Genomic DNA, 12,195 nt, shown 5'->3' with positions numbered 1-12,195 from the left:
ACGCAGCGTGAGAGGAACGACATGAGCGAGATTTGGTTGCGTACCGGCGAGGCGACTGTTTTGGCCGCAGAAGGGCAATTCACCGATGCCATGCCGGAAGTGCTGATCGGCGACATCAGAGGGCCGGTGGGCAATGCCTTTGCGGCGATGACCGGGCAGGTCGCGGGCCACCCGCGCATGTTCGTCATCCGCGATCTCAATCAACAGGTTCGTCCGGCGACGATGATGACCACCAAGATGACAGTGCGCTCGGAGGCTTACGTCGAACTGCTGGGCGGAATCGTCCAGGCCGCGACGGGCGATGCCATCGTCGACAGCCTCGCCGAGGGAATCCTGCCGAAGGATCAGGCCGACACTCTCTGCATGATCATCATGATTTGGCTCGATCCGCGCTGCGCGACCGACGAGAATCTCGACCGCCGCGATCTCTACCGCACCAATTACGAGGCGACGAAGCTCGCGATCTCGCGCGCCATTAAGGGCGAGCCGACGGCCGACCAATTGATCGCCAACCGCAAGACGATCAGCCATTACGCGCTTGAGGGCGTGTTCGACGATTAAGCCGGTAACGTCATCGTGAAAAGTGCAGGCAGCGAAACTTCGTTGCCTGCACGATGACAGTACTCACACCGCTTCGAGGAAACGTTCGACCTCGGCGAGTTCCACCGACACCAATTGGCTGACGCCGCGCTCGGCCATCGTCACGCCAAAGAGCCGGTCCATCCGCGCCATGCTGATCGGGTTGTGCGTGATGGTGATGAAGCGCGTGTCGGTGCGCTTCACCATCTGCTCCAGCAGATCGCAAAAGCGTTCGACATTGGCATCGTCGAGCGGCGCATCGACCTCGTCCAGCACGCAGATGGGCGACGGGTTGGTCAGGAACACGGCAAAGATCAGCGACAGCGCGGTCAGCGCCTGCTCGCCGCCAGAAAGCAGCGAGAGGATCTGCATTTTCTTGCCCGGTGGCTGGGCGAGGATTTCAAGCCCCGCTTCGAGCGGGTCTTCGGATTCAACGAGTTTCAACTCCGCCGTGCCGCCGCCGAAGAGCGTGGTGTAGAGATCCTTGAAATGCGCGTTCACCGCGTCGAAAGCGGCGAGCAAGCGCTCGCGGCCTTCCTTGTTGAGGCTCTGGATCGCCTGACGCAAGCGGCGGATCGCCTCGGTCAAATCCTCGCGCTCGCTGGTCAGGTTGGTGCGGCGGGTCTCCGCCTCGGTCAATTCCTCATCGGCGCGCAGGTTGACATTGCCGAGCCGTTCACGCTCGGCCTTCAGGTTTTCGAGCTTCGACTCGACGGCCGCCACCTCCGGCAATTCGCTGTCGCGATCGACCTTGGCGAGCCCGGCGAGGCTGGAAGGTTCGCATTGCAATTCGGTCGCGATGTGATGGGCGATCGCGGCAAAGCGCTCGCGCGCGGCTTCGAGCCGCGCTTCGCTGCGCGCCTTTTCCTCGCGCGCGGCGCTCATTGCCTCCAGCGCCCTGCGCGCCGCACGGTCGGCCTCGGCAAGACGTTCTTCCGCTGCCGTACGCGCATCAGACGCCGTGCGGCGGGCATTTTCCGCCGCCTCGATCTGATCCATCAAATTGCGGCGCAGGCGCAGAAATTCGTCCGGCGCCTCGGCGAGCTTTTCCTGCTCCGCGCCGGCTTCCTTGAGGCGTGAGTCGAACTCGCCGATCTGCGCAAGGGCGCGCTCGCGCCGCGTCTGCCAGGAGCCGCGTTCTTCGCCGATGGCGGCGAGGCGTTTTGTCCGCGCCTGCGCCTCATGCACGAGCGCTTGCAGATGCGCACGCGCTTCGGCGGTGGTGGTGCGGTCCTGCGCCGCTCCGGCGCGCGCGGCTTCGAGCGCCATGGCCAATTCGGGCGTCGCGGCGAGTTCTTTCAGCGCGGCCTCGGCTTTGGCGCGATTGACGCCGGCTTCGTCGCGGCTCGCGGTGAGCCGTTGCGCCGCTTCCTCACGCGCCGATAGCCGTGCCGCGACCTGTGCCTTTTTCCGCTCGGCCTCGGCAGCGGCTTCACGCGCGCCTTCGACGGCGCGCAGGGCCTCGCGATGCGTCTGCCGGGCTTTTGCCTCGACCTCGGCCCTGGCGCGAAGCTCAGCCTGCACCACTTCGGCTTTGGCTTTCAATTCCTCTGCGGCCTGACGAGCCAGTTCCGCTTCGCGGGTGAGATCGCCGAGCCTGTTCTTTTCGGCAAGGCGGCGCGCGGCTGGCGTTGGCGCCTCTGCGGCGAGGCAGAGACCATCCCAACGCCAGAGATCGCCTTCGACAGAGACGAGCCGTTGGCCCGGCCGTAAATGCGCCTGGAGCGCCTTGCCTTCGCCACGGGCGACGACGCCGATCTGGGCGAGGCGGCGCGCGAGCGCGGTCGGCGCGGAGACATGCTGCGCGAGCGGGACGACGCCCGCGGGCAGGGCGGGATCGCCTTCGGCCGAGAGCGCATCCCAATGCGCCGGCGCTTCGGCATCGGTCGAGGCGTCGAGGTCGTCGCCCAAGGCCGCGCCGATTGCGGCTTCATAGCCCTTGGCGACGCTGATTTCTTCGACGACGGCGGGCCAGCGGCTCGAGCCCGAATCGGTGAGCAGCTTGGCGACGGTTTGCGCCTCGGTCGCGAGGCTTTGGGCTTTGCGCTCGGCGTCCTGCAAGGGCGCGCGCGTTTCGGCTTCAAGCCGCCGGGCTTCGACATGCGCGGCCTCGGCGGCCAGCATGTCTCTTTCGGCTTCTTCTGCGGCGGTCCGCGCGGCGTCGAACGCGCCGGCCAATCCTTCATCGCCGCTCGCACTTTCGATTTCACTATGCAGCCGGGCGAGCTCCTCGCTCACTCTGGCGAGTTCGGCCTCAAATTGCACAAGCCTTTGTGTCTCGTCGTTCAGGCTCTTGTTGAGCGCGTTGCGCTGCGCTTCGGCGTTGGAGAAGGTGCTTTGCGCGGCGTTGAGCGCAGCCTCCGAGGTCGCGAGCGCCGTCTCGGCTTGCGCGAGCTTTTCGCGCGCTTCGGCCTCAGCCTGCTGATCGCCGCTGCCGAAGGCGGCAAGCTCCGCTGCCTCGTTGTCGAGGCGCGCGAGCACGGAGGCCGCGTCCTCGATCAAAGCCTGTTCGCGGGTGAGGTCGGCGTTCATCTGGGTGATGCGCCGCTCGAGCTCGGCGAGGCGCGCCTTGGCGCGGCGCTCTTCGCCTTCGAGCGTTTCGCGCGCCAAAACCAGTTTTTGCAATTCGCTGCCGGCGGCGGCTTCCGCCTCGCGCAACGGGGGCAATTCATGCGCCGCGACAGCCTGAAGACGCGCGGTCTCGGCCTGCTGCAAGGTCGTATCGGCGACCAGCTTGAGATCGGCTTCGGCCTTGGCTTCCGCGGCGGCGACCTGCGCATTGGCCTCGCGGAAATTGACGAGCGCGAGCAGGGCCTCGTGGCGCTTGATGTCGGACGCGAGATTGCGATAGCGCGTCGCCTGCCGCGCCTGCCGCTTCAGGGCGTCGATCTGCGCCTCGATTTGCTTCACCACATCTTCGAGGCGAACGAGATTGTCCTCCGCCCCCTTCAGCCGCAGTTCCGCCTCGTGCCGGCGCGAATAAAGCCCCGCGATGCCGGCGGCCTCTTCGAGAATACGGCGGCGCTGCTGCGGCTTGACGTTGATGATCTCGCCAATCTGCCCCTGGCGCACGATGGCTGGCGAGCGCGAGCCGGTCGAGGCGTCGGCGAAGAGAAGCTGCACGTCGCGCGCGCGGACCTCGCGGCCGTTGACGCGGAAATTCGAGCCGGCGTCGCGCTCGATGCGCCGGCCGACCTCGATCACGTCGCTGTCGTTGAAGGCACCCGGCGCCGTGCGGGCGGTATTGTCCAGCGTCAGGCGGACTTCCGCCATATTGCGGCCCGGCCGGTTGCCGCTGCCCGAGAAGATAACGTCGTCCATCTCGGCGCCGCGCATGTTCTTCGACGAGCTTTCGCCCATCACCCAGCGCAGGGCATCGACAAGATTGGATTTGCCGCAACCATTCGGCCCGACAATGCCGGTCAGGCCCGGCTCGATCAGGAAGTCGGTCGGTTCGACGAAGGTTTTGAAACCGGCGATGTGGAGCTGTTTAAATTTCATTGCCGGTCCGGACGCTAAGCCTTTGCTTTTCCAATTGACTGTTCATATTCGCTACGAAACCGGAATCATAGTTTTCCGCCGCGATTACGCCGGGAGCACACGCCCGAGCGCAAGGCGAGAGGCCATATTTCCTGTGCGCAACAGCCTTTTCAGGCGTTGGCCGGGACGATGACTTTTCCGATCGGCCAGAGCGCCAGGCCGGCGAGCTTCAAATGCGCCCAGGCGAAGGGCAGGCCGATGATCGTGATCGCCCAGAGCGCGGCGGTAAGGACATGCGCCAGCGCCAGCCACCAGCCGGCAAGGACCAGCCACAGGATGTTGCCGATGAGTCCCAACGGCCCGGTGCCCACGTCCTCGCGCCCGGTGAGTTCCGTCCGGGGCACGGCGCGGCTGCCGAAGGGCAGCAAAGTATAGGCCGCGATACGGAAGGCTGCCGGCGCCCAGGGCAGACCGATGATCGTCAGTGCCATGATGATGCCGGCGATCACCCAAGCGACCGACATCCAGATGCCGCCGAACGCGATCCACAGGATATTCAGGATAAACTGCAACAGGTTCATGGCGGTTTTCTCCGATCCGGGTCAAGCCCCCGCCTGTCCGACCTTTTATGCAGTCTACTTCTTCGCGAGCAGCGGATCGATGATTTTGCTCAAGGCGTCGATCGAGATTTCGCCGCTGTATTTTTTGCCGTTGATGAAGAAGGTCGGCGTCGCGTCGATAACAAAATCCTTACCGGCGTCATCGCGTTCCTTGATGACGTTATTGTAGAGGCTTTGATTGTTGAGGCAGGCGTCGAAATCCTTCGCGCTCATGCCTGTCTGTCGCATCAAACCGGAGAGCGTGTCGAGCGGCTTGTCGGACTCGGCCCAGCTCTGCTGCGAATTGAACAGAAGGTCGATCACGGCCGTGCGCTTGTCGCCGTCGCCGGCGCAGCGCGCCAGCATGAAAGCCGCCGCCGCCCGCGGATCGAGCGGGAATTCGCGCAGGATGAAGCGCACCTTGCCGGTGTTGACATATTTGCTCAGCAAAGCCGGATAGGTCTCGGCGTGGAAGCGGGCGCAATGCGGGCAGGTCATCGAGGCATATTCGACGATCGTCACCGGTGCATCGGCCTTGCCCTCAACGATGTCGGGGAGCGCCTGCGGCGCAAAGAGTTTCTCCGGCGGGATGGTGGTCTGATCGTCCGCCTGCGCGGGTGCAAGCCCAGCCGCGAGCCATCCGCCCATGACCAGGCTCGCAATGATCCCGAGCAATTTCAGAGCCGAACGCTGTTGACAGTGAGGCATGAGCAATCCTGCGAAGAGTTAAGCGATATGGCGGATAATCCAGCGCGGATTTCCGATCATGGCGTGGGCTTGCGGTCAAGTGAATGTTCGATAATGCGCGCGCCGAGCCGCGTCAGCGCCTGCCGCAGCGGCGCTTCGGCAATGTCGCCGACGATCGCCGCCGCCGCTGCGACCTGCGCTTCCGAGGGCGGCGCCGGGCGGGTCTTGCGGGCGCTTTTGCGCAAGAGCGGGCCCTGGCGCAGGCCGATCCGGTCGACGCAGGCAAAGCCGAGATGCGCGTTGACCCTCTCGATCACAACTCCGGCAAGATGCTGCAATTCGAGGGCGAAGCCGCTCTCGACCCGGACAACGAGCGTCGCCGGCGCATGTTCCCTCGACGCCTTGCCGCGCGGCGGCCATTTGAGCGCCATCGGTTCCGACATTGCGGCAAGCCGCTCGCCGACAATATCTTCCCAATAGAGGACGATCTGCGACTCACCGAAGCCTTGACGGGCAAGCACGGGGTCGATAGCGGCATCGACGAGGTCGGCGAGCGGGCGCGACCAAGGCCCGCGAGACGAAGCGGCGCGGGAGGCGGAAGCGCGGGAGGGCGGAGCCTTCGGCATGGCTACTTATAGCCCGCGCGGCGTGCCGATCAAAGGCGATGGCGCCCGGCTGCGCGGCGCGTTCCAGAAAAAATGTATGACTTTTGCGATGCGAACACGCGCCAATCGTTCGATTTTGGGCGATTTCTTATCGGCGGGACGATTTTCCATCTGGCCGGAAAGCGCGCTAAGGCGATACGAAGCGGCCTATTCCCAATCGGTGGAGACCCATGACACAGCTTTCCGACCCGCGCCGCAGGCGGGCCCTGTTCCGCTCCTGGCATCGCGGCATGCGCGAAACCGACCTCCTCATGGGCCGGTTCGCCGAAGCCGAGATCGCCAATCTGAGCGCGGCGGAGCTCGATGACTACGAGGTGCTTCTGGAGGCGCAGGACCGCGACATTCTCACCTGGCTGACGGGCGAAGCCGAAATCCCATCGAGCTATGACACGCCTGTGTTCAGAAAGCTGCGCCGGTTTCACATCCATGCCGGGCCGATCCATATCTGAACCCTTGCGCTTGCATCCGAAGATTGAACCGTGACCGATATCAAACGCGCGACTGCCGAACTTGCCAAAAAGCAGACCCTTATCCTGGCCTCCCTGCCGGACGGGTTCGATGCCTTTTGCATCGCCGACCTGACCCGGGCGCTGGCCCCGGCGGCGGAGGATCGCGCCGTCGTGCTGGCCCACGTCGCCCGCGACGAGCAGCGCGCCCGCGCCTTCAACGAGGCGCTCGCCTTCGCCGCACCGGAGATCGAAGTGCTCGATTTCCCCGGCTGGGATTGCCAGCCCTACGATCGCACGTCGCCCAATGCGGCGATCGCCGCACGGCGGATGACGGTATTGTCGCGACTCGCGCGTTCGCGCACCGCCGCCGAGCGTCCGCGCATTCTCTCGACGACGATCAATGCTGTCCTCCAGCGCGTGCCGCCGCTCGAAAAAATCGCGGCCGATTCCTTCTCCGCCGCGCCCGGCAATGCCGTCAACATGACGAGCCTCACGCAATGGCTGGAGAACAACGGCTTCGCCCGCGCCTCCGCCGTGCGCGATACCGGCGAATATGCCGTGCGTGGCGGTATTCTCGATCTCTTCGCGCCGTCGTTGCCGGAGCCGATCCGGCTCGATTTCTTCGGCGATACGCTGGAATCGATCCGCACCTTCGATCCCGAGACGCAGAGGACGGTCGCGCCGCTGCGCGCCGTCGATCTCGTGCCGATGAGCGAAGTGCAATTGACGTCCGACTCCATGCGCCGCTTCCGTCAAGGCTATGTCACGCAATTCGGCGGCGGCTTGCGCGGCGACACGCTCTATGAGGCGGTGAGCGAAGGCCGCCGTCATCCCGGCCTCGAACATTGGCTGCCGTTGTTTTACGACGGGCTCGACACGTTGTTCGATTATACCGGCGGCGCCCCGCTGGTGCTTGATCCATTGACGGAGGAAGCTGCGGGCGAACGTTTCGCGCAAATCCGTGATTATTACGAGGCGCGCAAAAGCGCGCACGATGCCGATCCCGTCAATTCGCCCTATAAGCCGCTGGCGCCCGACGCGCTTTATCTGCCGGCGAAGGAATGGGACAAGGCGCTGGCGTCGCAAGGCGTCGCGCGGGTCACGCCGTTTTTGCCGCCGGAAGGCAGCAGGACGCCGGTCATCGATTGCGCCGGCAAGCTCGGCCGTAATTTCGCGGCGGAGCGTGCGGACGAGGGCGCCAATGTCTTCCGCGCTGCGGCGGAGCATGTTCAATCCTTGCAGGCGCAGGGCAAGCGCGTTGTCGTCGCCGGCTGGTCCGAGGGCTCGCGCGAGCGTCTTGGCCATGTGCTGAAGGACTTCGGCATTCACGCGCTCGAGCCGGTTTCGTCCTTCGGCGAGGCTTTGCGGCTGCCGAAATCCGCTGTCGCGCTGGCCGTCATCGGCCTCGAAACTGGTTTCGAGGCGCCCGCGCTCGCGGTGATCGGCGAGCAGGACATTCTCGGCGACCGTTTGATTCATGGTCGCAAGAAAGCGCGCCGCGCACAGGATTTCATCGCCGAGATCGGCGCACTCACGGCGGGCGATCTCGTCGTCCATGTCGATCACGGCATCGGGCGCTTTCATGGCCTCACGCCGGTCGAGGCGGCGGGCGCGCCGCACGATTGCCTCGAAATCCACTATGCCGGCGGCGACAAGCTCTTCCTGCCGGTCGAGAATATCGAGCTTTTGTCGCGCTACGGATCGGAGGATTCCGAGGTCGAGCTCGACAGGCTCGGCGGAGCGGGCTGGCAGAAGCGCAAGGCGCGGATGCGCAAGCGCATCCTCGAAATGGCCGCGGGCCTTCTGCGCATCGCCGCGTCCCGGCAGACCCACGCGGCGCCGAAGCTCGTGCCGCCTGAGCCGCTTTACGAAGCCTTCTGTACGGGCTTTCCTTATGACGAGACGGAGGATCAGGCAGCGACGATCGAGGCCGTTCTCGACGATCTCGCCTCGGGAAAGCCGATGGACCGGCTCGTTTGCGGCGATGTCGGCTTCGGCAAGACGGAGGTGGCGCTGCGCGCCGCTTTCGTCGCGGCGATCAACGGCAAGCAGGTGGCGGTCGTCGTGCCGACGACTTTGCTGGCGCGCCAGCACGCCAGGAATTTCGCCGCGCGCTTCGCCGGCCTGCCGATCAAGGTCGCGCAACTCTCGCGCATGGTCGGAACGGCGGAGACCAAGGCCGCGAAGGCGGCGCTTACCTCCGGCGAAGTCGACATCGTCGTCGGCACACATGCGCTGCTCGGCAAGCAGATCGCCTTCAAGAATCTCGGCCTCGTCATCATCGACGAGGAGCAGCATTTCGGCGTCAAGCACAAGGAGCGGCTGAAGGAGCTGCGTGCCGAAGTGCATGTGCTGACGCTTTCGGCAACGCCGATTCCGCGCACGCTGCAACTCGCGCTGACTGGCGTGCGGGAACTTTCGATCATCGCGACGCCGCCGGTCGACCGGCTGGCGGTGCGCACCTCTGTCAGCCCGTTCGATCCGCTGCTCGTGCGCGAGGCTTTACTGCGCGAACGCTATCGCGGCGGCCAGAGCTTTTACGTCTGTCCACGCATCGAGGATATCGAGGAGGCCGGCGCCTTCCTGCGCCAGAACGTGCCGGAGGCGAAATATGTGATCGCCAACGGCCAGCTTCCGGCTTCGGAACTCGAAGCGCGCATGGCCGCCTTCTATGATGGCAGATATGACATTCTGCTCTCGACGGCGATCGTCGAATCCGGGCTCGACATTCCGCGCGCCAATACGCTCATCGTCCATCGCGCCGATATGTTCGGCTTGGCGCAGCTCTATCAATTGCGCGGCCGGGTCGGGCGCGCCAAGTCACGCGCCTATGCCCTGTTCACGACGCCACTCCACAAAAAGCTGACGGTGCAGGCCGAAAAGCGCCTGAGCGTGCTGCAATCGCTCGATACGCTCGGCGCGGGCTTCCAGCTCGCGACCCACGATCTCGATCTCCGCGGCGCCGGCAATTTGCTGGGCGAGGATCAATCCGGCCACATCAAGGAGGTCGGCTATGAGCTTTATCAGCAGATGCTGGAAGAGGCGGTGTTGGCGCTGAAGGCCGGCATCGAGGAACCGGCGGAGGAGGCCTGGTCGCCGGCGATCACGCTCGGCACGCCGGTGACGATCCCGGAGGATTATGTCGCCGATGTTGATCTGCGGCTCGGCCTCTATCGCCGCCTCTCGACGCTCGAAACCGACACCGAGATCGAGGCGATGGCGGCCGAGATGATCGATCGCTTCGGCCCGTTGCCGCGCGAGGTCGAGCAATTGCTCGCGCTCGTCGCCATCAAGGCGCTCTGCCGCAGGGCCAATGTCGAAAAGGTCGAGGCGGGGCCGAAGGGCGTCACCCTGACCTTCCGCGACAATTCCTTCGCCAATCCGCAAGCCCTCGTGCGCTATGTCGCGGAGCAGGGGTCGCAGGCCAAGGTGCGGCCCGATATGCGCGTCGTCTTCATCCGAGATTTCGAGAATCCGGCCGAGCGGCTCGACGGCACACGCACGATTCTGCGAACGCTTGCCGCCATGGTGAAGAAGAAGGCGGCTTAAGCCTCAACGTGCAGCGTCTTCCGGCTTGATGCGCGACTGCAGCCATAACAAAACGAAGCCCGCGACGGGGATCAGGATGTCGCTGTAAAGGACGGCGCCCGAATTGCCGGGCGCAAAATTATGGGTGTTGGCGATCTGATAGAGATGGCCTGCAGCGGCGCCAAGCAGAAACAGAGACGGGCCGACGACAGCGGCGAGCCGTAATCCAAAGCTGCCGCGGAAGGCGAGAAAGCCGACAACCGCATAACCAAGACTTGCGAATCCGACCTCGGCCTGGAATGGGCTGTCGGCCCAGCCGATGAAGCGCGCCGACATGGCCCCGAAAAACGTGTGCATGACAAAATTGTAGAAGAAGCTCACGCCGATCGAGAAAAACAGAAAATAGGAAAACAGCGCTTCGTGGATCGCGCGGGGTGTGAGCGGCTTTGGCGCGCGAAGCAACACGATCCCGGATGCGAGAAGACCGATCACAAAAAAGGTTACGGTGAAATTGCTCAGAGCCAGACGAATCGCGGCGGACATTGTGCGCATCCCTTATCGGGCTGTGAGAAAAGTGCGGGAATCTAAGCCGCGCTGCCCTGCTTGCGGATGGTGATCACGGCTTCGTCCAGCAATTCGGCGAGCCGGTCCGGCGCCTCTGGATAGCCTGCTTCGATCCAGCGCGATTCCAGGAGCCTCAGCGCATCGCCCACGGCTTTGCCGGCGTCGATGCCGCGGGCGATGAGATCGTCGCCACTGAAGGGCAGGCGCGGTTCCTTCGCCGTGCGCAGGACGTCGAGCGCCGCGCGCCATTCGGCCGCCGCATCGCGGGCCTCGGCGGCGGCAAGGACGAGCGCGTCGCAGGCGGCGCGGCGGCCGTAGAGGAACAGTAGTTTCAATAAACCCTGTTGCGCCGGTGGCGTGTCCCGGCCATGCAGGGTCTCGAGGGCTTCCGCCGCCCGCACCAGCCGCTGATGCTCGGGGTTCGAGAGGCGCAGTTTGTCGCGCAGGCGATGCGCGTCCTCAGGCAGGTTCAGCGCCAGCGCGGCGAGGTTCAAAATCGGATCGCGCTCCTCACCCTGCGTGAATTGCAGCAGGCGTTCGAGCCTTTGCGGATTGGGCGCCGAGGCGATCAGCGGACCGAGCAGACCGGACCGGGAAAACTCGCGCGTCACTTCGCCTGTGCGGGGCGCGGCAAGGAGTTTCAGCAACTCGTTGCGGACGCGCTCGCGTGACAGCCGCGCCAATCCGTCGCGGGCGCGGATGCAGGCGAGCAGTCCCTCGGTATCGAGTGGCCCTTCCGCATAGCCGGCGGAGAAGCGGAAGAAGCGCAGGATGCGCAGATAATCTTCCTTGATCCGCTCGGCCGGGTCGCCAATGAAGCGCAGCTTTTTTGCGGCAATGTCGGCAAGGCCGCCGACGTAATCGTAGAGTGTGCCGGTGCGGCTCAGCGACAGAGCATTCATGGTGAAGTCGCGCCGCTGTGCGTCGGCGGCGAAATCGCGGCTGAAGCGGACGACGGCATGGCGTCCGTCCGTCTCGACATCTTCGCGCAGGCTCGTCACCTCGAACGGATGGCCGTCGACAATAACCGTGACGGTGCCATGCGCGAGGCCGGTCGGCACGGCGCGAAGATCCGCCGCCTGCGCCCGCGCGGCAACGACTTCGGGCGTTGCGGTCGTGGCGATGTCGAATTCCGTCGCCGGTTTGTCGAGGAGGGCGTTGCGCAGCGCGCCGCCGACCAGCCGCGCTTCCTCGCCGTCACCATCGAGAAGCGCGAGGATGCGCTGAAGTCCCTGGTTCTTGAGCAGCGCCAATGCTGCCGCCGGCGCTTCGACCGCGATGGAGCTCATTGGATGTGTCCGGGCACGAGCACGCCATTCTCGATATGCGCAGGCTGATAGGCGCCGAAGCGGCGGTCAGCAAAAATTCCGAAGGCGAGCATTCCAATCACCGCGACGGCAAGGCCCAGGAGCGTCAGGTTCGAAACGACAGTGCGGCCCCAATGCTGGCGGGCAAAGGGCATCGTCCGGCTTAAAGCAAGCCACGCCACATAAAGCAGGAAAGGCGCGAGGAACAGAAGCGCCGGCCTCAGGACGACGCGCCACATTGCAAACCTTTCACGAAAAGACCAGCCGCACATATGGTAGGGCCGGCGGCCGATGTTTGCAAAATCACTTCGAGTGGGATGCGAAACTAGCGCGCGGG

Annotated in this window: 10 protein-coding genes; 3 read left to right on the top strand and 7 right to left on the bottom strand. The window is 64.7% G+C overall.

The window, feature by feature from the left end:
• Positions 1-21 precede the first annotated feature (21 nt).
• Entirely contained in the window at positions 22-561 is a 540-nt protein-coding gene (locus tag CWB41_RS00705) for a formaldehyde-activating enzyme (protein WP_115835880.1), read from the top strand.
• A 63-nt stretch (positions 562-624) separates the two neighbouring features.
• Here the strand turns inward: CWB41_RS00705 and smc are convergent, their stop codons facing one another.
• From smc to CWB41_RS00685, 4 genes are all read right to left on the bottom strand, one after another.
• On the bottom strand, positions 625-4,080 hold the full coding sequence (smc, locus tag CWB41_RS00700) for a chromosome segregation protein SMC (RefSeq protein ID WP_115835881.1): 3,456 nt from the start codon (positions 4,078-4,080) through the stop codon (positions 625-627).
• A 149-nt stretch (positions 4,081-4,229) separates the two neighbouring features.
• Positions 4,230-4,640 (bottom strand): YccF domain-containing protein, encoded by a 411-nt coding sequence (locus CWB41_RS00695; RefSeq protein WP_115835882.1) that lies wholly within the window; start codon positions 4,638-4,640, stop codon positions 4,230-4,232.
• Positions 4,641-4,694: 54 nt separating this feature from the next.
• The gene (locus tag CWB41_RS00690; RefSeq protein ID WP_115835883.1) at positions 4,695-5,366 is read right to left on the bottom strand and encodes a DsbA family protein; all 672 of its coding nucleotides are present in this window, start codon (positions 5,364-5,366) and stop codon (positions 4,695-4,697) included.
• A 56-nt stretch (positions 5,367-5,422) separates the two neighbouring features.
• Entirely contained in the window at positions 5,423-5,971 is a 549-nt protein-coding gene (locus CWB41_RS00685; RefSeq protein ID WP_115835884.1) for a DUF721 domain-containing protein, read from the bottom strand.
• A 209-nt stretch (positions 5,972-6,180) separates the two neighbouring features.
• Here CWB41_RS00685 and CWB41_RS00680 point away from each other — a divergent pair, with 209 nt between their 5' ends.
• Together CWB41_RS00680 and mfd are read left to right on the top strand one after the other, a co-directional pair.
• Positions 6,181-6,459, top strand: a complete 279-nt coding sequence (locus tag CWB41_RS00680; RefSeq protein WP_115835885.1) for an FAD assembly factor SdhE — start codon at positions 6,181-6,183, stop codon at positions 6,457-6,459.
• A gap of 30 nt (positions 6,460-6,489) precedes the next feature.
• Complete coding sequence (gene mfd / locus CWB41_RS00675; protein ID WP_115835886.1) at positions 6,490-10,008, top strand: transcription-repair coupling factor; 3,519 nt, start codon at positions 6,490-6,492, stop codon at positions 10,006-10,008.
• A gap of 3 nt (positions 10,009-10,011) precedes the next feature.
• Here the strand turns inward: mfd and CWB41_RS00670 are convergent, their stop codons facing one another.
• From CWB41_RS00670 to CWB41_RS00660, 3 genes are read right to left on the bottom strand one after another with little or no spacing between them, the layout of a single operon-like run.
• Entirely contained in the window at positions 10,012-10,530 is a 519-nt protein-coding gene (locus CWB41_RS00670) for a DUF6790 family protein (RefSeq protein WP_115835887.1), read from the bottom strand.
• 41 nt (positions 10,531-10,571) lie between these two features.
• Positions 10,572-11,840, bottom strand: a complete 1,269-nt coding sequence (locus CWB41_RS00665; protein ID WP_115835888.1) for a CCA tRNA nucleotidyltransferase — start codon at positions 11,838-11,840, stop codon at positions 10,572-10,574.
• The gene (locus tag CWB41_RS00660; RefSeq protein WP_115835889.1) at positions 11,837-12,097 is read right to left on the bottom strand and encodes a DUF6111 family protein; all 261 of its coding nucleotides are present in this window, start codon (positions 12,095-12,097) and stop codon (positions 11,837-11,839) included. The genes CWB41_RS00665 and CWB41_RS00660 overlap by 4 nt, the downstream gene beginning before the upstream one ends.
• Positions 12,098-12,195: the final 98 nt, after the last annotated feature.

Source organism: Methylovirgula ligni (assembly GCF_004135935.1).
In the GTDB taxonomy this organism is placed as follows: domain Bacteria; phylum Pseudomonadota; class Alphaproteobacteria; order Rhizobiales; family Beijerinckiaceae; genus Methylovirgula; species Methylovirgula ligni.
Note: the sequence above shows the minus strand (reverse complement) of the source record. Positions and strands in the feature narration are given on the sequence as shown.